This is a genomic window from Streptomyces sp. WM4235, from assembly GCF_001279725.1.
Taxonomy (GTDB): domain Bacteria; phylum Actinomycetota; class Actinomycetes; order Streptomycetales; family Streptomycetaceae; genus Streptomyces.
The window spans coordinates 18,674-40,271 of record NZ_LGDE01000430.1; the positions used below are offsets into that span (position 1 = coordinate 18,674).

General features: G+C 70.3%; 21 protein-coding genes. 12 read left to right on the top strand and 9 right to left on the bottom strand.

Annotation, left to right across the window (positions count from 1 at the left end; genetic code table 11):
* Positions 1 to 41: 41 nt before the first annotated feature.
* Positions 42 to 638 carry a hypothetical protein gene (locus ADK55_RS26515; RefSeq protein ID WP_053682328.1) on the top strand — a complete coding sequence of 199 codons (597 nt, stop codon included), beginning with the start codon at positions 42 to 44 and terminating at the stop codon, positions 636 to 638.
* Between the two features lie 277 nt (positions 639 to 915).
* Here the strand turns inward: ADK55_RS26515 and ADK55_RS26520 are convergent, their stop codons facing one another.
* The 5 genes from ADK55_RS26520 to ADK55_RS26540 all read right to left on the bottom strand — a co-directional run bounded on the left by ADK55_RS26520 (position 916) and on the right by ADK55_RS26540 (position 6,299).
* Positions 916 to 1,542: a response regulator gene (locus ADK55_RS26520; protein ID WP_053682329.1), complete on the bottom strand. Its 627-nt coding sequence runs from the start codon at positions 1,540 to 1,542 to the stop codon at positions 916 to 918.
* 13 nt (positions 1,543 to 1,555) lie between these two features.
* Positions 1,556 to 2,794 carry a sensor histidine kinase gene (locus ADK55_RS26525; RefSeq protein WP_234350253.1) on the bottom strand — a complete coding sequence of 413 codons (1,239 nt, stop codon included), beginning with the start codon at positions 2,792 to 2,794 and terminating at the stop codon, positions 1,556 to 1,558.
* Positions 2,752 to 3,615, bottom strand: coding sequence for an ABC transporter permease (locus ADK55_RS26530; protein ID WP_053682331.1), 864 nt, complete (start codon positions 3,613 to 3,615; stop codon positions 2,752 to 2,754). The genes ADK55_RS26525 and ADK55_RS26530 overlap by 43 nt, the downstream gene beginning before the upstream one ends.
* On the bottom strand, positions 3,612 to 4,586 hold the full coding sequence (locus tag ADK55_RS26535; RefSeq protein WP_078999444.1) for an ABC transporter ATP-binding protein: 975 nt from the start codon (positions 4,584 to 4,586) through the stop codon (positions 3,612 to 3,614). The genes ADK55_RS26530 and ADK55_RS26535 overlap by 4 nt, the downstream gene beginning before the upstream one ends.
* Before the next feature lie 336 nt (positions 4,587 to 4,922).
* Positions 4,923 to 6,299 carry a YhgE/Pip domain-containing protein gene (locus tag ADK55_RS26540; RefSeq protein ID WP_053682332.1) on the bottom strand — a complete coding sequence of 459 codons (1,377 nt, stop codon included), beginning with the start codon at positions 6,297 to 6,299 and terminating at the stop codon, positions 4,923 to 4,925.
* 131 nt (positions 6,300 to 6,430) lie between these two features.
* On the opposite strand from ADK55_RS26540, the gene ADK55_RS26545 reads away from it, so the two are divergent.
* Positions 6,431 to 7,099, top strand: coding sequence for a MerR family transcriptional regulator (locus ADK55_RS26545; RefSeq protein WP_053682333.1), 669 nt, complete (start codon positions 6,431 to 6,433; stop codon positions 7,097 to 7,099).
* Between the two features lie 215 nt (positions 7,100 to 7,314).
* On the opposite strand, the gene ADK55_RS26550 is transcribed toward ADK55_RS26545, so the two are convergent.
* Together ADK55_RS26550 and ADK55_RS26555 are read right to left on the bottom strand one after the other, a co-directional pair.
* Positions 7,315 to 7,635: a hypothetical protein gene (locus ADK55_RS26550; protein WP_159041551.1), complete on the bottom strand. Its 321-nt coding sequence runs from the start codon at positions 7,633 to 7,635 to the stop codon at positions 7,315 to 7,317.
* Positions 7,632 to 7,850: a hypothetical protein gene (locus tag ADK55_RS26555; protein ID WP_053682335.1), complete on the bottom strand. Its 219-nt coding sequence runs from the start codon at positions 7,848 to 7,850 to the stop codon at positions 7,632 to 7,634. The genes ADK55_RS26550 and ADK55_RS26555 overlap by 4 nt, the downstream gene beginning before the upstream one ends.
* Positions 7,851 to 8,068: 218 nt before the next feature.
* On the opposite strand from ADK55_RS26555, the gene ADK55_RS26560 reads away from it, so the two are divergent.
* The 4 genes from ADK55_RS26560 to ADK55_RS26575 all read left to right on the top strand — a co-directional run bounded on the left by ADK55_RS26560 (position 8,069) and on the right by ADK55_RS26575 (position 10,675).
* Positions 8,069 to 8,671, top strand: a complete 603-nt coding sequence (locus ADK55_RS26560; RefSeq protein ID WP_053682336.1) for a TIGR03086 family metal-binding protein — start codon at positions 8,069 to 8,071, stop codon at positions 8,669 to 8,671.
* A 177-nt stretch (positions 8,672 to 8,848) separates the two neighbouring features.
* Entirely contained in the window at positions 8,849 to 9,244 is a 396-nt protein-coding gene (locus tag ADK55_RS26565) for a YciI family protein (protein ID WP_063839618.1), read from the top strand.
* A gap of 303 nt (positions 9,245 to 9,547) precedes the next feature.
* Positions 9,548 to 10,048, top strand: coding sequence for an ATP synthase F0 subunit B (locus ADK55_RS26570; RefSeq protein WP_053682337.1), 501 nt, complete (start codon positions 9,548 to 9,550; stop codon positions 10,046 to 10,048).
* A 306-nt stretch (positions 10,049 to 10,354) separates the two neighbouring features.
* A complete protein-coding gene (locus ADK55_RS26575) occupies positions 10,355 to 10,675 on the top strand; it encodes a hypothetical protein (RefSeq protein ID WP_159041552.1) in 321 nt (106 codons plus the stop codon).
* 169 nt (positions 10,676 to 10,844) lie between these two features.
* On the opposite strand, the gene ADK55_RS26580 is transcribed toward ADK55_RS26575, so the two are convergent.
* Positions 10,845 to 12,329, bottom strand: coding sequence for a lipase/acyltransferase domain-containing protein (locus tag ADK55_RS26580; protein ID WP_234350254.1), 1,485 nt, complete (start codon positions 12,327 to 12,329; stop codon positions 10,845 to 10,847).
* A 20-nt stretch (positions 12,330 to 12,349) separates the two neighbouring features.
* On the opposite strand from ADK55_RS26580, the gene ADK55_RS26585 reads away from it, so the two are divergent.
* The 5 genes from ADK55_RS26585 to ADK55_RS26605 all read left to right on the top strand — a co-directional run bounded on the left by ADK55_RS26585 (position 12,350) and on the right by ADK55_RS26605 (position 20,012).
* Positions 12,350 to 14,488: a hypothetical protein gene (locus ADK55_RS26585; protein WP_159041553.1), complete on the top strand. Its 2,139-nt coding sequence runs from the start codon at positions 12,350 to 12,352 to the stop codon at positions 14,486 to 14,488.
* Positions 14,478 to 16,841: a WD40 repeat domain-containing protein gene (locus tag ADK55_RS26590; protein WP_107089311.1), complete on the top strand. Its 2,364-nt coding sequence runs from the start codon at positions 14,478 to 14,480 to the stop codon at positions 16,839 to 16,841. Before ADK55_RS26585 ends, ADK55_RS26590 begins: the two co-directional genes overlap by 11 nt.
* A gap of 275 nt (positions 16,842 to 17,116) precedes the next feature.
* Complete coding sequence (locus tag ADK55_RS26595) at positions 17,117 to 17,812, top strand: RES family NAD+ phosphorylase (protein ID WP_053682341.1); 696 nt, start codon at positions 17,117 to 17,119, stop codon at positions 17,810 to 17,812.
* 640 nt (positions 17,813 to 18,452) lie between these two features.
* Positions 18,453 to 18,851 (top strand): XRE family transcriptional regulator, encoded by a 399-nt coding sequence (locus ADK55_RS26600; RefSeq protein WP_323182026.1) that lies wholly within the window; start codon positions 18,453 to 18,455, stop codon positions 18,849 to 18,851.
* Between the two features lie 381 nt (positions 18,852 to 19,232).
* Positions 19,233 to 20,012: a hypothetical protein gene (locus tag ADK55_RS26605; RefSeq protein ID WP_159041554.1), complete on the top strand. Its 780-nt coding sequence runs from the start codon at positions 19,233 to 19,235 to the stop codon at positions 20,010 to 20,012.
* Positions 20,013 to 20,100: 88 nt separating this feature from the next.
* Here ADK55_RS26605 and ADK55_RS26610 read toward each other — a convergent pair whose 3' ends face one another.
* Positions 20,101 to 20,553, bottom strand: a complete 453-nt coding sequence (locus ADK55_RS26610; protein WP_053682343.1) for a hypothetical protein — start codon at positions 20,551 to 20,553, stop codon at positions 20,101 to 20,103.
* A 185-nt stretch (positions 20,554 to 20,738) separates the two neighbouring features.
* Here ADK55_RS26610 and ADK55_RS26615 point away from each other — a divergent pair, with 185 nt between their 5' ends.
* The gene (locus tag ADK55_RS26615) at positions 20,739 to 21,518 is read left to right on the top strand and encodes a hypothetical protein (RefSeq protein ID WP_159041555.1); all 780 of its coding nucleotides are present in this window, start codon (positions 20,739 to 20,741) and stop codon (positions 21,516 to 21,518) included.
* Positions 21,519 to 21,598 lie beyond the last annotated feature (80 nt).

Consider the following 21,598-nt stretch of genomic DNA (forward strand, 5'->3'; position numbering starts at 1 on the left):
GAGACCGCCGGTACGGATCGCTGATAGGTGCCGCTGCCGCGGTGACCTTCCTGGCCGGGTGTCAGAGCGCAAGCGCGCCGGCGCTGAGTCTGGGCGGCCTGACCAAGACCGCCGACGCCATCCCCCGCGAGGGCCAGGCGAGTTGCCCCCTCTCGTACGACATCGCCAAGGCGGCGAAGGCCGCAGGCGCCGACGGGGAGTCCGCGCCCGGCTCCGTGAAGGAGCCCGGGGCGGCGGTCGCCACCGCTGAAGGGGGCAAGCGGGCCGAGGCGGGCACGCCGCTGGCGCAGAACCCCGGCGCCCTCGTGAGCTGCGTCTTTCACATCGGTCGGGAGGAGGTGGTCGTGCACACCGCGGCGACCCGCCACTCACAGGCGGTGGCGCCACTCGCCGCGATCGTCGCCCAGCTGGCCGGATCCTCCACGGACGACTTGATCGCCTACGTCAACCGGATGGCCGAGGCCAAGATCGGCGAACCCGTCGTGACCAAGAGCGGCAACGTCGCCGCCGTCCGACTGAAACTGGACGGAGAGGGCGACGCGGTCATGGTGGTCGGGGCCGGAGAGGCCGGGCGTTCATCGCTGGGCCAAGAACGGATCACGGCCCTGGCCACCTCACTCGCGGACCAGGTCGCCTAGGGCTTGCATCGAACGCGCCGGTCACAGGCACTCGTTGACGGCCGCCACGGACTCCCATACCCGCCACTCGGACCAGCCTTGCGCATCCGACCGGATCTCCATCGACCACCGCTCGCGGCCACTGCCGGTCGGGGCCCTCGTGGCCGCCGTCGGCCCAGGCCTTCGTTCCGCCCGGATGAGCCCGTCGATTCCCCAACTGGACCGCGTACGTTGCCCAACGCCCAACGCCCAACACAACGCAACGCAACGCCCGACGCTCCGCGCGTCCACGACGGTCCTAGAGCAGCCCATGGCGCATGGCCGTCGTCACCGCCGCCGTACGGTCGGTCACCTCCAACTTGCCGAAGATCCGCAGCAGATGGGTCTTGACCGTGGACTCCGCCACGAAGAGCCCGCGTCCGATCTGCGCGTTCGTCGCCCCCTCCGCGACCAGGCGCAGCACCGCCACCTCGCGCTCCGACAGCCGCGGCCGCTCCGGGCGGGCGCGCAGCCGGTCGACCAGCCGGCCCGCCACGGAAGGGGCCAGCACCGTCTCACCCCGGACGGCCGCCCGGACCGCCTCCGCCAGTTCAGCGCGGGCCATGTCCTTGAGCAGGTAGCCAGCGGCGCCCGCCTCCACCGCCCGCAGGATGTCCCCGTCGTTCTCGTACGTGGTCAGCACCACCACCCGGACCGGCAACCCGGCCGCCGTGATGCGGGCGATGGATTCGACGCCGTCACCGCCCGGCATCCGCAGGTCCATCAGGATCAGGTCGAGTTCCGGGAGGAGCCGGGTTGCCAGCGCCTCCGCCTGCGGGCCGTTCGCGGCCTCGCCGACCACCTTCAGGTCCGGCTCTGCGGCGAGCATGCCGCGCAGGCCCTCCCGCACCACCGGGTGGTCGTCGGCCAGCAGGATGCGGATCATGTCGTACGGCTCCTCAGGGGATCGGGAGGGTGACGGTGACGGTGGTGCCCCCGGGCCGCGCGCTGTCGACCGAGGCGGTACCACCGGCCTCCGCGGCGCGGGCGGCCAGGCCTCGCAGACCGTAGCCGGGGGAAGGGGCCGAGGGATCGAAACCGCGGCCCGTGTCCCGGACCGACACCGTCAGGGTGGACGGAGCGTAGACGAGGGACAGGACGGCCGAGGCGCCCGGTCCGGCGTGCTTCGCGCAGTTCGTCAGGGACTCCTGGCAGGTGCGCAGGGCCACCACCTCCAGCGCCGCCGGCAGCGGCCGGACCTCCCCGGTCACCGTGACGGCGGCCGGCGGGTCGTGCCGGGCGGCGAGACGGCGCACCGCGTCGGGCAGGGAGCCCGAGTCGAGGTCGGCCGGGGCGCCGCCGGAGACGAGAGCCCGAGCCTCGGCCAGGTTCTGCCGGGCCGTCACCTCCATGAGGTCCAGGTGGCGGTGAGCCTCGGCCGGATCGGTGTCCATTTCCGACCGCACGGCCTGCACCAGCATCAGCAGGCTGGTGAAGCCCTGGGCCAGGGTGTCGTGGATCTCGCGGGACATGCGCTCCCGCTCGGAGGCGGCGCCGTGCTCGGCGGAGAGCCTGGCCACCTCCTCCCGGCTGGCGTCGAGTTCGGCGATCAGACCGGCACGACCGATGCTCTGCTCGATGATCCGGAGGATCCAGGCGCCGAAGAACGAGGAGAAGGTGAACGTGGCCAGGGCGGCGACGGAGTTGAGGAAGAGGACGTACGCCTCGGGCCGCCACAGCAGCCCCCACCCTGCGACCGGCAGCAGGGTCAGTGCCGCCATGGACAGGATCGCCCGGCGCAGCTGCGCCAGCATGAAGAAATGCGGGGCGAGCGCGAAGGTGATCAGACGGGTCTCGCCGACCAGGCACGCGGCCGGCAGGAACAGCACCAGTGCCGTGTTCAGGTAGCGGGCCGACGACGCCGGCAGCGTCCCCGGCTCCAGCATGAGCAGCGGCCGCCCGGCCCACAGGTACCAGGGGACCATCAGGGCGAGCAGGACGAAGGCGGGGACCCTGTAGGGCAACGAGGGGTACTCGGCGCCGAGGACGAAGACGGCGGTCGCCAGCCACACGACCCCGAAGTACGCGTCCCACGGCAGGAACGCGCGGTCCCAGACGTGGACGTCGCGCGCTCCGGTCGCCGTGGTGAATCCCCTCAGCCGTCCCGTCGGCTCTTCCACTTGAAGGTCAGCAGGCACAGGACCAATCCTCCGACGACCCAGGCCCCGAGCACCAGGGCGGTCTTTCCGTACTCCCATCCGCCGGCCTGTTCCAGGACGGCGGCCGATTCGGGCAGGAACACCCCGCGCAGACCCTGGCACATCCACTTCAGGGGGAACAGCGCGCCGACGTTCAGCAGCCAGCCGGGGATCTGGTTGACCGGGATGAAGACCCCGGAGATGAACTGAAGGACGAGGAACGGCAACACGACCACCGAACTCGCGCTCTTCCCGGACTTCGGCAGGCTGCTGACGGCGATGCCCAGGAGGGCGCAACCGGCCAGGCCCAGCGCGAAGATCCAGCCGAAGGTGAGCCACTTGGCGAGGGAGGACGGCAGATCGAGGCCGAAGAGGGTGGAGCCGACGAGGAGCAGGATCGCGGTCTCGGCGAGCCCGGTGGCGAGCACCATCCAGATCTTGCCCAGGAAGTACGCGGCCGGCGGCATCGGGGTCCCGCGCAGCCGCCGCAACACCTTCTCGTCCCGTTCGACGGCGATCGAGATGCCGAGGGACTGGAAGCTGGTGGACATGATGCCGGCGGCGACCATGCCCGCGGCGTAGAGCTGGGAGGCGGTGATCCCGGTTCCCTCCACCGTGTCGCTGAAGATCGAGGCGAAGAGGGCGAGGAAGACGATGGGGAAGGCGAAGGTGAAGATCATCGCGTCGCGCTGTCGGACGAACTGCTTGATCTCCAGGGCGCCGCGGCTCAGCCCCAGGGTCCAGGCGCCCGGCAGGGCCTTCGCCGTCCGAGCGGTCGCGGCGGAGGCGGCGGAGGCGGTGGCAGTGGTGTCGGTGCTCATCGGGCTTCCTCCGGCTGGGGCCTGGTCGGGGCGGCGGATCGGGAGGCGGGCTCGGCGCCGGCCCCGCAGTCGGGCTCGGTGTGGGCCCCTGTGTCGGCCTCGGCGGCGGCCTCGGCGGCGGGCTCGGTGAGCTGCCCGGTGAGGCGCAGGTAGACGTCCTCCAGCGTGGGGCGGATGACCGTCAAGTCCGGTACCTCGCCGCCGAAGTGGGCCGCCAGCTCCGCTACGGCCCCGGTCGGGTTCTCGGTCCGCAGGCTGTGCGGGGAGCCGTCGACCCCCGTCCAGCCGACGGTGGCGCCGGTACCGAAGCGGGCACGCAGTCCCGCCGGGTCACCCTCGGCGACGACCTTGCCCCGCGCGATCACCGCGAGCCGGTCGGCGAGGGCCTCGGCCTCCTCCAGGTAGTGCGTGGTGAGCACGATGGTGGTACCCGCCCCGGCCAACAGCCGGATCAGCTCCCAGAACTGGCGTCGGGCCGCCGGGTCGAAACCGGTCGTGGGCTCGTCCAGGAGCAGCAGTTCCGGATCGCCGATGACGCCGAGCGCCACGTCGAGCCGCCGCCGCTGGCCACCGGAGAGGCCCTTCACGCGCTGGTCGCGCTTGTGCTCCAGGCCGACGAGGGCGATGACCTCCGCCGGGTCGCGGGGCGCCGGGTAGTAGCGGGCGAAGTGCTCCACCGTCTCGCGCACGGTCAGTTCGGCGGGCGCCGACTCGTCCTGCCAGACGATGCCGACGCGCGAGCGCCAGGCGCGGTCCCCGGTCGACGGGTCCGCGCCGAGCACGGACACCTCGCCGCCGTCCCGCTCCCGGTGGCCCTGAAGGATCTCCACCGTCGTGCTCTTGCCCGCTCCGTTGGGCCCGAGGAGGCCGAAGACCTCTCCCCGGCGGATCGTCAGGTCCAGTCCGTCGACCGCGGTGACCTCGCCGTACTGCTTGCGAAGCCCCCGTACCTCCACCGCGTTCTGTGTCATGCCGTCCATGTTCGGCCGGAACCGCGTCCACCGGTCCCCCCGTGCGTAGGTTCTCGTGTCCATCGAACGGTGGACAGAGCCCCGTACGGAGCGCGCCCCGTACGGCACCGGCACAGGTGCCTGTCGACCTCGCGGGTACTGCCGCGCGGGCCGAGCGGCAGAAGTCGGTCGGCCACCTGACGGCGTCGGCGACCGGGTTGTCCGCCGCACGCGGGCCCGCCGCTCGGGTCGAGCCGCCCCTGCCCGGCCGACCCGAGCGAGCCGAGCGGCAACGAGCCCGGCCGCAGCCCCGTACATGGGCTGCGGCCGGGCTCGTTGCCGCTCGGGTTTCCTCCCTCAGGCCGTGGTGGGAGCCGCGGCCTCGGACTTGGTGCCAGTACCAGTACCAGTACCCGTGCCCGAGTCGGCGTCGGTACCGGTACCGGTACCGGTCACCGGCTCGGGGTGCGGGATGCGGTGCAGCCCCTTGAGGTCGTAGAGGCGGGTGACGGCGAAGCCGAAGGCCAGTGCGGCGACCAGGGCGACTCCCATGGAGGCCCACGCCCGGGTCAGGCCCGCGTCGGCCTGGGCCCCGTAGTAGAGCAGGGAGCGCAGGCCCTCGGTGATCTGGCGCAGCGGCTCGAACTCGGAGAGGGCGCGGAAGAACCCGGGCAGTGCCTGGACGGGCACCGTGGCGCCGGAGGAGGGGACGGCCATCGCGACGAACACGATGGTGGCCAGCAACATGCCGGGGGTGCCGAAGGCGGCGAACAGGGCCAGGCTGCCGACGCCGACGATCGCGATGGTGGCCACCGAGTAGAGCCACAGCAGGCCGAGATGGGAGGCGTCCATGTCGAGGATCCCGACGGTGGCCACCTCGACCAGGGTGCCCATGACGAGGGACAGCCCGAGCATGAGCGCGATGCCGATGGCCAGGGTGCGGACCCGGCTGGTGTGTTGGACGGGTTCGCGCTTGCGCACCGGGCCGAAGTCGGTGTGCAGGTAGCCGAGCGCGGTGTCGACCTGGGAGTTGACCACGTTGGCGCCGAGCATGCCGCAGACGACGAGCACCAGCGCGTAGTAGAAGGCGCTCAGGCCCATGGCGCTGCGGGAGCCGACGGGGTGGCCGTCGGCGACGTTCACGGTCACCGGGTCGGCCAGCTTGAGCTGGGCGGCCGTCGGGATCGGGGTCTTCTGGGATCCGACCTGCTTGAGGAGCTCCTGACCGAGCTGGGCGGAGGCGGCGTGGGCGGCCTTCTGCGCGGCCTGGGAGGACATGGAGGAGCCGATGCTGCCGGCGGCCTGGTTGGTCAGCACGGTCAGCGTCGGCGCGGTGGCCTTGCCCTGGCGTGCGGGTTGCGGGGCGGTGAGCCCGGTCACGGAGGCGGAGAAGTCCGCGGGTATGACGAGGGCGCCGAAGACCTTGCCCTTGCCCAGCCGCTTGTCGGCCTCCTCACGGCTGACGACCTGCCAGTCGATGCTGCGGTCGCCCTTGGCGGCCTTCTCGATCCCCGACACGACCTGCTCGCCCAGGTTGAGCCGGCGGCCGTTGACGTCGGCTCCGCTGTCGCTGTTGACCAGGGCCACGGGCAGATCGCGCAGATTGCCCCTGGGGTTCACGTTGCCGCCTACGTAGAGCAGGGCGAACAGCATCGAGACAACTGCGGCGATGAGGCCCGTTCCGATCCACAACTGGGGTCGGCGGAGCACGGAGGGAGGTGTGGGATGAGGCATCGATTCTCCGGTGCGGCGGCGTTCCTGAGTTGGATACTTATGGTATCCAGTACTGGATACTGGCAGTATCTTGTTGTGGTGTCCAATCGCCGCCGATGGCCACCGGACCGCGAGACCAGCAGGGAACCCGTATGAAGATCTCGGAGCTCAGCCGCCGCACCGGCGTGCCGGTCGCCAGCATCAAGTACTTCCTGCGGCAAGGGCTGTTGCCCGCGGGGCGGGCGACCGCCGCGACCCTCGCCGAATACGGGGAGGAGCACGCGCAGCGGCTCCGGCTGATCAAGGCACTGACCACGCTCGGCGGTCTCACCATCGCCGCCACCCGCGACGTGCTCGGGGCCGTCGACCAGGCCGAAAGCTCCGAGGGCGCCCTCGGAGCGATCAGCTACGCCCTCCCCGTGCCGGTGGCGGGTCGGCGCCCCGCGGGCGACGAGGGAAAAGCGGAGGAGGGGGAAGCCGATACGACCGTCGGCGCGGAGGTGGCCGAGCTGCTCGCGGCCCTGGACTGGCAGGCGCCCGACACGTCACCGCACGTGAAAGGGCTGACGGCGGCCCTGGAGGAACTGCGCCGGCTGGACGCGCAGTACGCCCCGGGCGAGCTCGCCGCCTACGCGAGGCTGGCCGAGTCGGTGGCCCGGTTGGACCTGGAGCGCGCAGCCGGCCTCGACGACCCGGTGGCCCTGGCGGAGCGGGCGGTCATCGTCTTCGCGATCTGCGCCCCGGTCTTCGAGCTGCTGCGCCGCCTCGCGCAGGAAGACCAGGTCCGACGCCGGGTGGCCGGCGACGGCGCCGATCCCTGACCCGTCCCCGCGGAGCCCTTGCGTACGTCCGGCGTCCGATACCGATGGTCAGGCTCGGGTACGTCCGGCGTCCGATACCGATGGTCAGGCCCCGGGTATGTTCGGCTCCCGGGACGCGCGGTCAGGCTCGGGTACGTCCGGCGTCCGATACCGACGGTTAGGCCCGGGTAGGTCCGGCAACCTGGACCCGCGGGTCAGGCCCCGCCCTTGGGTCGCTACCGGGGCCGGGCCTGGGGCCGGCCCCGGTAGCGGCCCCGACGCGTTCGCATGCGGCCCACCCGGAGCCGCGCCGCGCTCCGCGGGTTCCGCGACGCCGGCTCGGTGAATGCGGGGTGCGGGTCCACCCGCATCGGCGCTTCGGCGAGGCCGGCCCGCTGAGCGGAGCCGTCGCGCAGCCGGCCGTACCTCACGAGGAACACGACCAGCGCGACCAGCGCGACCAGCGCGAGCCGGGTAGCGGCGGCCGCGGTTCCCTCGACCGGCCCGTGGGGGTCGGTCCCGATCATGGCGACGGTCGTCGCCACGATCACCGTCAATCCGGCCACACCACGGCGGCGAACGGCGCGTCCGGCAGGCGCCGGCCGGTGCCGGGCAGCGGCTCGGCCTCTGCCGCGGTGAGGGACCGATTGCCGCGGTGGCTCACCTGCTCCTGGCGGATCCGCACGCCCTCCTGGCGGATCCGCACGCCGAGCAACCCGTACAGCAGCGCTGTGACGGGCAGTACGACGCAGGCCAGTCCGACGGGATCCACGCGCCGAGCGTAGGACGCCGCCCGGGGCGCGTAGACCCGATATCGGCTGGGCGGGCCGACCCGGCCGGCCGGCCCTGGGGAGCCCCGCACGGGTCTAGGCGCTGCGGCGACCATCGTCCCGCGGGAGTGACCGTGAGGATTCACCGCCCGCGCGCCGATGAGTACGGCCCCCGCCGCCGGTCTACCGTTCAGACCCATCGTCCCCGGAGGAGCGACCGATGACCGAAACGACGATTCTCGACCTCGGGGCTCAGGCCCGGATCCTCGCCGCACTCGCGGAGTGCGTCCCGGACGCCCGGCTCCCCGATCGGACTCCGTGCCCCGACTACACCGTCGGCGACCTGCTGGGCCACCTGCTGGGCCTCTCCGTCGCCTTCCGCGACGCGGCCCGCAAGGACCTGGGCCCGACGACGGACACGGCCCCCGACGCTTCCGCCCCCTCGCTGCCCGCCTCCTGGCGGGAGGACCTGCCCCGGGTCCTCGGCGAGCTTGCCGAAGCCTGGAAGGATCCGGCCGCCTGGACGGGCATGACCCGCGCGGGTGGCGTGGACCTGCCGGGCGACATCGCGGGCGCCGTGGCCGCCGACGAGCTCGTGGTGCACGGGTGGGACCTGGCACGGGCCACCGGCCAGGAGTACGTTCCCGACCCCGCCGCGCTGAGCGCCTCGTACGCCTTCCTCCTGGCGGCCGCCGGGGAGGACGACCGCGACGGGGGCATCTTCGGGCCCGTCGTGCCCGTACCGCACGACGCCCCGCTCCTGGACCGGTCAGTCGGGCTGAGCGGACGCGCTCCGGACTGGACGCCGCCGACGCCCCGCTGACGACGGGCACCGCCGGCAACGACGGGCACCGAGGGTTCGCGAGGGCCGACGGTCCACCGATTCACGAGCCCGCGCGACACGGAGCCGGACCGATGGACCCAGAGACCCAGAGACCCAGGGACCCGGAAACCGAGAAGCCGGGAACCGAGAAACCGGAAACCGAGAGGACCGAGGACGATGAAGTACATGATCCAGATGAACATGCCCGCCGCCCAGTGGGACACCATCATGTCGGCGTACTCCGAGGACGCCATGCGGGCCGTGATGGCCCACATGGACGCCCTCAACGACGAGATCACCTCCGCCGGTGAATGGGTGACGGCCGAAGGACTCGGCGGTCCCTCCCGCGTCAAGACGGTCCGGGCCGGTAGCGACGGACGGCCGCGGGTGACCGACGGACCGGCCGAGGCGGACCAGAACATCCTGGCCGGGTACTGGGTGGTCGACGTCCGGAGCGAGGAACGGGCCCTGGAGATCGCCGCGCGGGCATCCGCCTGCCCGGGCCCCGACGGCAAGCCCGGAGACGATCCCGTCGAAGTGCACGCGATTCCCGACGGCCCGCCCGAGGCCTGACCCGGGCCGGCCGTCGGAACGGGAACCCCTGACACCCCCGTACGTAACGGAACCGTTCAGTGCACCACCGATGGGCAAGAGGAGCACGCGAGGCAGCGTGATGGCGCTCAGCACGAGGCCGGCGCCGGCTCCGCCGTGCTCGCTCGCCGCCCAGCCGACGAGGGGGCGGCTGCTGCCTGCCCGGCGATCGGTTCGACCGCAGTGGGTGACGCCCCCTCATATGGCTTCAAGAGCAGCGGACTTCAAGCCATGTGATCACATCCGTTCAAATCAGGGCCAGTCACGCGACACTATGATCGGATCATGGGACCTCTGAAACCGAACCTCATCGAGCTCATAGTCGGCCTCATCAGCTTCTGCGTGGTACTCGCCGCCATGGCCAAGGTTCTGCCCAGGATCGAGAAGACCCTCGCGGAGCGTGAGGAGGCCACTGCGGGCACGCTCGAACAGGCCGAGGCGGTCCGGCTGGAGGCGCAGCGCATTCGCGCCGAGTACCAGGCAGAGTTGAGTGCCGCCCGTCACGAGGCCTCCCGGATCCGCCAGGCCGCCCACGAGGAAGGCGTCACCCTCCTTGCCGTCGTTCGCGCAGAGGGGCAGAAGGCGCGCGAGGAAATGGTCGTCGCCGCCATCGTCCAGTTGGAGGCCGACCGGGTGATTGCCGAGGCCGAGCTCCGCGAAGACGTCCTTGGGCTGGCCACCGAGCTGGCGGGGCGCGTCATCGGCGAACCCATCACCGACCTCGACCGTGACCGCGCCGTCGCCGACGATTTCTTCGCCGGGGAAGAAGCCGCTACGAAGAGTTGAGCTCGGCGCAGCGGCTCCCGCGCACGAAGGCTGATCGTCGATGCCTCCACCAGCTCTCAGCCCAACTGCCGTTCGCCTACCAGGTCCGGAACGAGCGATCAACTTGGGCACCGGCTCACGAACCACCGTCCGGGAGTCGTGCACGGCGTTCCACAACGGCGTGGACACTCCGGCGGTGTTCCCCTCCGGTCGAAGAGCAGTCTCCAGTAAGCGAGTTCGATCCGGGCCTTGAGTCCGTCTGCCGCCTGCTCTGCTTGGGCCGCCTGACCGCCTGACCGCCTCATCCGGGGCGGCGACTCTCCCACGATGTTTCTGCCAGGTCCCTCACAGCCGTTGGACCTCCAGCCGCCGACGCGTTGGCAGCGGCTGTACGCGCATGTCCACTCCTGTGCCGCAGTCACCGTATGCGGGACGCTGTCCACCTTCACCGTCGTGTCGCGGGGTGGTCAGACTTCATCGCCGGCCGCCGTCTGGACCTTGATCGCGACCGCATGGGCGACGGTGATCTGGATCGTGACGATTCGCCCGCTCGGCAGCGCCGCGGCATCCCGCCCCTCGCTGCTCGTCACCCTCGGCTGCCCGCTGGCCGTGGTACTGCCGATGCTCTCGGGCCATGTCCTCTGGTGACAGGCGCTGGGCGTCCCAAGTGCTCCTGCCACTCTCCCGTCGCCACGGGATCTCAGGCGGTACGGGCGAGGCACCCGCCAACCGGCACCCGCCAACCATCACACGCCACATGCCACCCACCACCCACCACCCGGCGGCCGCCACGGCACGGAGCCGGCAGCAGAGCGAGCTACTCCTGGCTTTCCCGCAAGGGCAGGCCGGGTTCGTCGGCCATGACGAGCTGGGTGATCGTGAACCCGTCAGGTGTGCGGATCGAGATCCGGTACAGGCCGGGTGCCGGCACCGACGCGTGGGCGGTGGGGTGGCCGTCTTCCCAGTTCAGGGCTGGTTCCTGCTGGTCTTTGGGCTCTTCGAGGTTGGTGAGGCGGCAGGTGACGCCGGCGAGGGAGTCGACACCGCTGAGAGTGATCTTCCACGGCCGACCGGCTTCGACGAGGTCGGGTGTGGTCAGGCCACATCCGGCCTCGCCCAGGGGCGGGCCCATGTGAGCGTCCTCGCGGATGATCTCGGTGACGGCCTCCAGAGCGGTCCGGGCCTTGGCGACGTCGCCGTGTTGCAGGGGGAGCGTGGTGACCGAGGGGGCGACGGCGGCTGACTCCTTGTAGACGGTGCCGTCTCCGTGAACGTGGAAGAACCTGACGTTCTTGTTGTGATCGCGGAGGTAGGTGCCGTCGCTGTGCGTGCGGGCGCCGTCGAGGTGCGCTTCGACCTGTCCGTCACGGATGGTCAGGTTCTGCCAGGTGGGCTGGTTGATGCCGACCACGGAGCGGTGGTCGGGCAGGCTGATCTGCCTCTGGCCGTGGTGGAAGACCGCCGCGTTGCGCGCGAGTTCGGGGTTGCCGCCGATGGAGGTGATGTCGCTCGGTGTCAGGTGGCGTACGTCCCCGTTGCTGCGCAGGCTCTTGTACTGGGGCAGGAGGTCGTGAAGGCCGGGCATGTCCGCGCAGATGGCGCGGAGCCTGCGATGGGGGAGGGGAACGGGCGTTCCACGGCCGGTGTTGAGGATGACCGCGGCTTTGACCGCTCCAAGGAAGGGGGTGCCGAGGGTGATGACACCGCGGGTGTCGTCGAGGAGGTCGCTGTCGTACCGGGCGTCCAGTGCGGCACGGGTGACCAGCCCGCCCATGGAGTGGGCGACGAAGACGAGTCGGGCCTCGCGCTCGTCGACGCGGTGCCGCCGGGCGGTGTCGTGGTCGGGGTGCAGGCGCCAGGAGGTCAGGTGCTCGCGTGCGGCCGCGGCCAGGAGACGGGCGTTCGCGGCGATGGGCAGGCGCCAGTCGTAGGCGAATTCCAGGATGGCGGCGGGGTCGGCGACACTGGTCTCGACGGTTTCGACGAGATCGGTGTAGGGCTCCTGGCCGGCGAAGTACGGTGTCCAGGCGCTGTGCTTGAGCAGGCCGGTCGCCTTCACCCGGGTGTGCTTGCCGTCGAGTTCCTCATCGGTCATGCGCAGGCCCTCAAGGCCTTTGGGACTGGTCCATGCCCTGCGCAGCCAGGAGATCCCTGCCAAGCCCCACAGGCGCTTGTTCGTGCGGGTGTCGAACAGTTCGCTTCCCATGATGCCGGGGACGATCACGACGGCATCCTGGGTGACGTGATCGGGTAAGCCGCCGGCCACGGCGGCGGTGACCCGAAGTTGCTGATTCTGGTCCATGGTTGGGAACAATAGGGAAAGTGAACGGGCAGCGGGGCGATATCGGCTTGGCGGAACCCACCTCCGCGCTGGAGGGCGACGAGGACCACTTCGAGCCGGGGGGCGGTGCGCTCTTCCTCCTGCTGTTGGAAGACGGTACGGATGAGATGCGGGCCGCGATCGATGAGCAGATGGATGCGGTGGCCGCCTGGTGGGTGAAGGCACCCCCCGAGGGGCCGGGGTTCACGAAGGTGGAGCCGGAGTATCCCCCGGCCGGCCGTCACGATGTGGAACGGTTCCTCGCCGGTTCGCACATCCGGGAAGTGGAGGCTGATGTTCCGTTGGTGCTGTACGTGACCGGGCACGGGATCACGTCAGCGGCGTCGACGCACTACGCGGTCTTGCGGAACACCAGTACCGAGCGGCTGCTCGCGACCGGGCTCAGGACCAGCGAGATCATCGCTGCCGCACTGGACTCGCTCTCCCGGGACGTTCTGGTGATCGTCAACATGTGCGAGTCCTCTGACATCGGATCCGAACTCCTGGCGATGGAGCGGGAACTCACGCAACGCGCGGAATCCGCGACGCTCCACGTGCTGACGACCGCGGGGCCCAAACGCAAGGTGCTGGGCGGCGCGTTCGCGGCGATCCTCCGGGAGGCGTACGAGCTGCTGAGCTCCAGCGAGGAGATCACCCGCCCCTTCCTCACGATGGAGGAGTTCAGCGCGGCCCTGCGTCAGGCGACCCGGGCCATCAACGCGAGGGAAAGCCGCAAGCTGGAGCAGCCCCGGGTCATGTTGCCGGGCAAACAAGACGTCCCGACCGCGACGCTGCCGAATCCGGGATACCGGCCGGCTCCCGCGGCCGTGGAACCGGGCCGGCAGGAACTCGCGCCGACGCTGGAGCACCTGGACTACTGGCTGGAGAAGGCCAGCGGACGCCCCAACGCCACCGACGCCGGCTGGTACTTCTCCGGACGCCGGCCGCTGAACGAGCGTCTGACGTCATTCCTGCACGGGCCCGCCGCCGTCATGGTCGTCACCGGCATCGCCGCGAGCGGCAAGTCGGCGATCCTCGGCCGGGCGGTGACCCTCAGCGACGAGAGCTTCCGGCGCTCGCGCCGCTTCGAGGCCGCGGTCCGGCACTGCCCGGCCGAGACCGTACCCGGTGAGGGATCGGTGACGGTGGCGGTGACCGCCCACAACCGCGACCCTCTTGATCTCCTGCGGGCGATCGCCGGGAAACTGGGGGCACGAGCGGATCCCGGCGGAGGCACCGATGCGCTGCGCAGGTGGCAGGCCGGGCTGAGACTGTTCCTGCGGACTCCCGGGCCGATGGTCACTGTCGTCGTCGACTCGCTGGACGAGGCGAACGACCCCATGGGGTGCGTGCACAACGCCCTCGTCCCGCTGGCCGGCCACCGAACCGCCGAGGGGCCCCTGGACCACGTCCCGCCCCAGACCACGCGGGCCAAGCCCAAGGGACGCGGTGTCCGACTGGTCATCGCCGTCCGCAGCAGCAGCCCCGCCGACGAGACCTCCGGCGTCCAGGACGGCGAACACGAGCTCCTGACCGGGCTGGAAGCGTCGTTCGGGGAAGTCACCTTCCTGCGCACCGACCGCACCGGGATGCGCGAGGACATCGCCGCGTACGTCCGGGCCCTCCTGGACGGCGAGGCCGCCTGGCAGGGGCAGGACCTGGACGGGGTCTCCCAGGTGGTGGCAGCCGCGGTCGGCCGGTCCTTCCTCGACGCCCGAGTGGCCGCGGAACAGCTCAGGACAGGCGGCCCGAGCCTTCTGAAGGACGCACGGTGGCTCGGCCGGTTGAATACTGGCACGGTTGGTCTGCTCGCCGCGGATCTGGACAGGGCCGCGGAGGACGGACTGGGGGCCGACGAAGCCCTGGCGCTGCTGCGCGCGACCGCGTTCGGGCTGGGGCGCGGCATTCCGTGGGGGGAGGTATGGCCGGCGATGGCAGCGGTACTGCTCGAACGACCCCTGCAGGAAGCGGACGAGAAGATTCGCAACCTGCTGGGCGGGCGTCTGGCCGGGTATCTCACCCATGACACCGAGGACGATCGTCGCGTGTATCGCCCGGCGCACGACAGCCTGGCAGCGGTCTTGAGGTGCTGGCCCGCGGGCGGGGCCGACCGGGGAGGGGGGAGTGGCAATGACGGCTGAGCATGAGAGCACGGCAGGCGAACAGGCGGGCGAACCTGATGTGCACGCCCGGATCGCCGAGGCCCTGGCGGCGCTGGTGGCCAGGGACGGGGAGACGCCCCCGCCGCCGTACGTACGCCGGTACCTGGCCGGCCACGCCAGGCTGGGAGGGGCGCTCGACGATGCCCATGTCCCGCCCGAGCTGCTGCCCTGGGCGACAGGCGCGGGAATCCGGGGACTTCTGGCGTCATCCGGGGAGCGGGACCCGGGGTCGTGGCTGGAGGCGTGGGCCACGGTCGAACCCTACTTGCACCGGGCGGACGTACCCTCACGGCTGGCCAGCCTCCATCTGGCCTACGCAGGCCTGCGCTTCCTCCGGGTGTCACGGTCGCAGGCCCGCATGCCCGCAGAGGTGGCCTCGCCCCCCAGCTCACGGATGACGGTCCTGTGGTCCCAGTGGACCCCGCCCGTCAACGTCCTGGCGAAGGTGGCCGTCCCCGTGCACTCCCTCGCGTCATGGACCACACTGGACGGCCGCCCCCTCGTCGCGGCGGGAGACGAACACGGCGGCATCGAGATCATCGACCCGGTCGACGGAAGCGCGGTGGGCGAGCGCATCAGCGCGCACGAGGGGACGGTTGGCTGCCTGCTCAGCGAAACCCGAGCCGGCCAAGGGCCGGTGCTGGTATCGGGCAGTGCCGACGGCTCCGTCCGCGCGTGGGACCCGGTCCACGGCTCACTCATCGACCAGATACACCAGCCGGCCAGTGTCTGGATCGACGACGTGAGCACCTACCGTGACAGCGAGGGCGAGCCGGCCGTACTCGCCGTCAACGGCTTCGCCGAAGTGGTGCGCTGGAACGAGCGGATGGGATCACAGGACCTGCTGGTACTGCCGGGCGTGAAGCCACGGACCGGCAAGGTCGCCCTGACCACCATCGAGGACGAGACGGGAAGGCGCCTGCTCGCCATCGCCGACGGCACATCGCTGACCTTCCGGGAGCCGGACGACTGCCGGCACGTCACCGCGGCGTTCGACCTGCCCAGCCCCGTTCGCGCCCTGACGTCCACCACCCGCCCCGGCCAGGTGGCCGCAGGGCATGCCGACGGATCCGTCACCGTCTGGGACATCGGGGGGAACACCGCGACCTGGAACACCGACGCGGGGCCCGTGACCAGCCTGACCGCTCTGGCCGTCGGCTCCCGTCACCTGCTGGCCGCGGGATCGGGCAGGGACATCGCCCTGTGGGACACCGGACACACCGGACCTCCCACGTCGCTGACCGGCCACAGCGAACCGGTGACCGCCCTGACCCGGGTCACACTGGAGGGCGGCGACGCCCTCGCGTCCGCCTCCTTGGACAACACTCTGCGCCTGTGGGACCACAAGGCTCTCGACAAGGCCCTCGGAACGGGCCTTCCCGCGCCTCCCCGCGTAACCAACGGGACTTTGGCCCGTGACGACCACACAAGTCCTTCCTGGTTCGCACTCAGCGGCAGCCATCCCGGCATCGAGGTATGGGACATCGTCGGTGGGGCGGTCGTGGCCGGCGTGTCCACCGAAGCCCCTCCCATCGCCGTGACCTGGGGGCAACGGGCACAGGGCCGAGTCCTGCTGTGGGCCGGCCCCGACCACCGCATCCACATGTGGGACGCGAGCACACGAACCCACCTCCCGCACCCCCTTGAGGGTCACATCATGCGAGTGCGGGCACTCGCCCCTCTGACGACCCCGGAAGGACGCCACCTGCTTCTCAGCGGCTCCGACGACTACACCGCCAAACTGTGGGACCTGGACGACGGCAGCCTGCTGTGCCACTGGAGCGGCCATGACCTGCGTGTTCTCGCGGTCGCCGCCGCCTTGGACCACCACGGCCAGGAATGGTTCGCCACTGCCGGCGCCGACGGCACCGTCCGCCTGTGGAGCATCGAGGAAGGCGCCCTGCGACAGCCCTTCCGATGCATGCAGGGCCGCATCCACGCCATCGGCATCAACCCCAGTCCCGCCGGCGGAATGCCCCCGCACCTCGCCAGTGCCGGACAGGACGGCACGATCCGCCTGTGGGACCTCCTCGAGCACCGCCAGTTGAACGAACCGCTCAGAGGTCACACCGGCACCGTGCGCGCCGTCACCCTCTGGACACTCGACAGCCTCGGAAGCTTCCTCGCCAGCGCCTCCGACGACGGAACGATCAGGATCTGGAACACCGCCACCGCCCGCTGCCTCCTGCTCCTCGCCACCGGTAGTCCCGTCCGAACCCTTTCCGCCCATCCCTCACCCAGCCCCACGCGCATCGTGCTCGCGTTCGCCGGCGAGGCCGGCGCCGCCACACTCGAAATCGAACTCAGCGAACGCGGGCGCAAGACCCCCTGACACCATGCGCCCCCTGAAATCCCTCGTGCGCCCCCAACTGATCGCACCAACCGCTCGCTTCAGTCGGTCCAGCGCATAAAAATGATCGTTCGGCATGTGACAACGACATCAGGTCGCGAGACTCCGCATCACCCCTGTGCCGCGCCACCGCACAACGTCTCTTCTCACGAACCCTGCCCGTTCGGCGACCCGTGCCGGCAACAGCGAACCGACGAGCCACGAGCATGACCGGCGCACATACCCTGCTGGGCGCGGCCGGAGCAAGGAGCGGCCACATGACCACGGCTGAGAACGACCCGGGCGTCAGCCTGATCCAGGCGCCCGAGCGTGGTATCTGGCGCTTGGGCAAGGCGAACGAACCCCTGAAGTACGAAACGATCAGCAAGGCAGACGCCTCAAGCCCCGGAGGCAACCGCTGGAGCCTGGTGAGCTACGGAACCCTCTACTGCGCCACGGACCCCGACGGCTGCTTCGCCGAGGCCCTGGCACCCTTCCGGGTCCACCCCACCATGCTCGAAGTCGTCGCGGAGGACTGGAAAGGCGCCTCCTACCTGCCCCCGGGCCATCTTCCCCGGGACTGGTCCACACGCCACACCCTCGTCCGCTTACAGCCCGTCAAGGAGGCACGCTTCCTTGACGTCGACGACGAGCGCACCCTGAAAGCCCTCTCCCGAGAACTCCGCCACGAACTGGCGGCACTCGGAGTGCCGAGACTGACCCCCGCGCACACCCAGGGTTTCAACCGGCGCATCACGCGCCAGATCTCGGCGTGGGCCATCACCCAGCGCACCGGCCCCTCCGAGCGGGAACGCCTCATCCACGGCATCGCGTACCGGTCCCGCTTCGGCTTGCGCCAGTGCTGGGCCGTCTTCAGCGATGTCGAGCTCAAGCAGGAAGAGTCCAGCCTGGTCTTTCCCGAGGCGGAAGCCCTGCGCCAGGTCGCCGACGAGTACGGACTCAAGATGCTCTGACCGTAGGCCCACCCAAAACCCACCCGCTTGCCTACCCGAAAGACCCCCGTAAAACACCCGGTCTCCCCGTAGTCCGAAAGGGGGATTCCCGGCCGAGTTCGTTGGCGGGAAGGCCCTCGTATGCCACGGTCGGCTGGAGAGTCCGTGCAGGTGAGACGGTAATTGCCTTTCCCAACCGCTCTGTTGGCGGATCGTGAGGAGACGTGTCGGTTCTTGCCAACAGGTGGAGTTGGATAGTGATAATGGGTAACCTGAGAAGGACCAGCGACGGAGATGCAGGGGGAATCATGATCACGAAGAGTGCCTTCTTACCGCCGGACTGCCCGACGTCCGTCCTGGCGCCACCCGCCCGGGGCCTGGACCCCCTCGGTCATTCCAGCACCGCATCTCATCCGGCCGGGAAGCGACGATGCTGAGTGCCGGCATGTAGCAGGCGCCCACCTACCCGAAGAGGTCATGCTCACCCACGGGGTCAGGTGCATCCGAAGCGTTCACCTGCTCGCCGAGGCCGAGCGTCTTGAGTTCGTCCCTCGCGGCAGCATGCGACAGCCAGGTCCTGTGCGCATTCCAAGCACCCATTGTCCGACACGTGACCGCCACCAAACTGGCGCATAGTCAGGCACCGAGGGAGAACCACGCCATGCCCATCGAGACCACCACGGCCCCCAGCAAGAGCGATCTCATCGCCGGATGGGTACATGTCGCCACCGTGCGCATGCACATCAGCGAGATCGCCCGCTTCCTCCAGGACAACCTCGGCCAGAGACTGACTGCCAGGATCGCAGGCATCAGCGACCCCAAGCAGATCGGCAAGTGGGCCTCGGGCGTGACCACGCCGCGCCCGGAGTCCGAGGAGCGACTGCGTGCCGCCCTTCAGGTCTTCCAGCTGATCCAGGACGCCGAAAGCCTCTACACCGCACGCGCCTGGATGATCGGAATGAATCCGCAGCTCGAGGACGAGGCACCCGCACAGTGCATCGCCGCCGGACGCTTCCGCGATGTCATGGTCGCTGCGCGCGCCTACGTCGACGGCAGCTGACCGGCATCTCCAACCCTCTGCGCCACCCGCGTTCGGTGTTGACCGACCGGCCACCATGCCGCGGGGCCCTCAGGCGTGCGGTGTCCGGGCGTTCGTATGGCGTCAAGGCATGGGTGAGGGCGGAGACGAGCCGGCGGTTCGTGTCGCGGATCGCCGGCGGCGAGTACCGGGTCTCGGGGCGCTTCGACCTCAACATCAGCAGTGCGTCAGTTCGATGAAGAGGGCAGAGTGTGCAGCGGTGTGAAAGGGCATCGATGAGACCCAGACAGGCGATGAGTGAAGCGATTACGGGCACGGATCGGCGCGGCAACTCTGACGGTTCCGCTGTCGATGACACTCGGAACGCAGGGCGTGCAGGCTGCTCCGCTTGAGGAAGTGCCGTTGCCGCTTCAACGCGACGCCGAACAGTTGGTTCGGCCTGGAGAGCGGATCAGCGTCACGGTGGGCCTGCAGGACTCCATCGACAATGGCGACAGGGTCTTCTCTCCGGCGTTCACCGCGGACGGCCGGATGAGGATGAACGATCCGCACGTCACCGCGGTCATGACGATCTCCTGCACCGCCGTGCCCGGGTCCTACGAAGTGCGCATCGGATCGGGTGGGGATCGGAACCCCTCCGAGGTCGGGTCGCTCTGGGGGAGTGTCCGAGTGGCTCCGGTCGGGGAAGCGGAGCGTGCGGCCTGCGCCCGGCGGGTGTCCGAGCTGCCGCCCGAGCCCCGGGAGGAGCGTTGGCCCGCGCATGTGGAGTGGCCCGGGAGCCCGTGGGACGTCAGGTCGGTGCGGGCCGGCGGGGAGATGAAGGCCACCGACGGCCTGGAGATGGCCGGCGACGGAGAGGTCACGTTGACCTCGTCGGCGTTCACGCGCCCCGTGGTCATGCACGGAGCGAGGGTGCTCTCCGCGACCGTCCGCATCAGGTGCGACGCGACCCCGGGCATTCACACCGTGGTCTGGCGACAGAAGGCGAAGGTGGGGTCCAAGGTCTGGGCAAGGCTGCGGGTCGAACCCGCAGCCCCTGACTGCCACGACCCTGCCCCCACACTGGCCGACAGGATCAAGAGCCCGACTTCCTGGTTGGCGGCGGCAGGCATCTGTGCCGCCGCGCTCGCTGCAAGGGCATACGTCCTGAAGCGCAGGCGGCGTGCCTACTCTCTCCTGTGATGGCTGAGGCACACCGACTGCCCAAACTCCTCGACAGACGCTGCCCGTTACCGCGGGCGAAGCCGGCCCAACGGCTTCCGCGGAGGGCTCATCCTCCGTGTGACGCGATGAAGGCGCGCAACTCATCCCGCGGATCGCGGCCCATGCTGTTCCCCCAGATCTGATTCGTCCGCTCCCCGTCGGTGATTCCGGCGAGCAGCATGTCGCGCATGGCCGAGGTGGCCGCACCTCGCGCCTCCGCCGCGCGGTGACGGCTGCTCGCCCCCTCTCCGCCGTCGTCCCCGCTCGGGACGTCGGCGGCGGTCAAGGCCTCGACCAGTTGGCGCTCCCACCTCAGCACCCGTCTCCAGGCGTACATCTCTCCCTGCGCGGAACCCATGTGCTGGAGGCCCACCAGATCCCACCCCCGGCTCTTCGACAGGGGTGCGGCCGGGGAGACCCATGCGGTGGCCAACGCGGCGGCGGTCCAGGAGAGTTCCTCGTCGGTGGCGCCGGAGTGGGGTGCACCGGTGTGGTTCTGGTCCCGCGGTTCGTCGTCCATGAGGTGGAGCGTAACCCATTGTCGTCTGATTGACGATAATGATGACGAGGGCATGATCAGCTAGGGTGGCGCACGCCCGGTGGCGGAGTCCGGCCACCTCGGCGTAGGCGAACACCCTTCGGAGATGTCAATTGACCACGCGTCAGCGCCTCAACGCGCAGGTGGGCGCTCTGCCCAATCCTCTGGTGGCAGCCCGAGCGATGACCAGCCCCTCCACCCCGGACCGCATCGAGGATCCGGTCATCGCCAGGGGGCAGCGCATCCGCACGGCCCTGGGACTGGTAGGCGTGACCTGGCTCCTTCTGGCCTACCCCCTGAGCGACGGGCGTCAGGACTTCGTGCTCGGCAAGCTGGAGGAACTGCTGATCGGCTGCGCCATCGTCGTGGTGGCGGGGGTCGTCGCCGTAGCCCTCTGCGTCCTCTCGGCCAGGCCGCCCCTGCGCCGCGTGTACGCCCGCCGTGTCGCCGGCCCCCTGAAAGCGCTGGGCACGCTGCCGCTCGGAGTCGGTGTGGCCTGGCTGATGCTGGCGGCCCTCCGCGGGGACATCATCTCGATGTCGGATGTGGGCCCGCACGACATCACCTTCGGGCTCTTCGGCGGCACCCTGGGCACGATCTTCACCGGCCTCCTGGTCGGCTTGCTGTTCGTCGCGGCCGCGCTCGTCTGCGTTGCCGTCCTCGTCGCGGCCCTGCTCTTCACCCTGACCGCCGCCTACACCGGCCTGAACTCCTGCTTCCGCACGGGGGAGGTCCACGAACTGTTGCCCGCCCTGCTTTCCCCGCTGCTGGTCTGGTCCCTCTATGCCTTCCAACTCTTCGATGGCCCGGACGTGGCCGCACCACCCGTCGTGCTCCACACCTTCTCGCTCGCCGGCCCGCTGTCCGTCTCCGCGCTGTCGCTGTGGGAGATACGGCGGCTGCGCACCCGGTACGGCATAACCTTCGGCTCACTGCTCGGCCGGTAGCCGCAAGCGCGGTGAGGTGTATCGACCCGTGGCGTTGTGCACGCGGCTGACCGATCCATGCCCCCGAGTGCGGTGTGGCA

Excerpts from the sequence above, each read along its gene's own strand:
- ADK55_RS26610 (WP_053682343.1), bottom strand. The coding sequence starts at position 20,553 with ATGGACGACGAACCGCGGGACCAGAACCACACCGGTGCACCCCACTCC.
- ADK55_RS26530 (WP_053682331.1), bottom strand. The coding sequence starts at position 3,615 with ATGAGCACCGACACCACTGCCACCGCCTCCGCCGCCTCCGCCGCGACC.
- ADK55_RS26520 (WP_053682329.1), bottom strand. The coding sequence starts at position 1,542 with ATGATCCGCATCCTGCTGGCCGACGACCACCCGGTGGTGCGGGAGGGC.
- ADK55_RS26545 (WP_053682333.1), top strand. The coding sequence starts at position 6,431 with ATGAAGATCTCGGAGCTCAGCCGCCGCACCGGCGTGCCGGTCGCCAGC.
- ADK55_RS26575 (WP_159041552.1), top strand. The coding sequence starts at position 10,355 with ATGTTTCTGCCAGGTCCCTCACAGCCGTTGGACCTCCAGCCGCCGACG.
- ADK55_RS26580 (WP_234350254.1), bottom strand. The coding sequence starts at position 12,329 with ATGGACCAGAATCAGCAACTTCGGGTCACCGCCGCCGTGGCCGGCGGC.
- ADK55_RS26540 (WP_053682332.1), bottom strand. The coding sequence starts at position 6,299 with ATGCCTCATCCCACACCTCCCTCCGTGCTCCGCCGACCCCAGTTGTGG.
- ADK55_RS26590 (WP_107089311.1), top strand. The coding sequence starts at position 14,478 with ATGACGGCTGAGCATGAGAGCACGGCAGGCGAACAGGCGGGCGAACCT.
- ADK55_RS26535 (WP_078999444.1), bottom strand. The coding sequence starts at position 4,586 with ATGACACAGAACGCGGTGGAGGTACGGGGGCTTCGCAAGCAGTACGGC.
- ADK55_RS26565 (WP_063839618.1), top strand. The coding sequence starts at position 8,849 with ATGAAGTACATGATCCAGATGAACATGCCCGCCGCCCAGTGGGACACC.
- ADK55_RS26570 (WP_053682337.1), top strand. The coding sequence starts at position 9,548 with ATGGGACCTCTGAAACCGAACCTCATCGAGCTCATAGTCGGCCTCATC.
- ADK55_RS26600 (WP_323182026.1), top strand. The coding sequence starts at position 18,453 with ATGCCCATCGAGACCACCACGGCCCCCAGCAAGAGCGATCTCATCGCC.
- ADK55_RS26560 (WP_053682336.1), top strand. The coding sequence starts at position 8,069 with ATGACCGAAACGACGATTCTCGACCTCGGGGCTCAGGCCCGGATCCTC.
- ADK55_RS26595 (WP_053682341.1), top strand. The coding sequence starts at position 17,117 with ATGACCACGGCTGAGAACGACCCGGGCGTCAGCCTGATCCAGGCGCCC.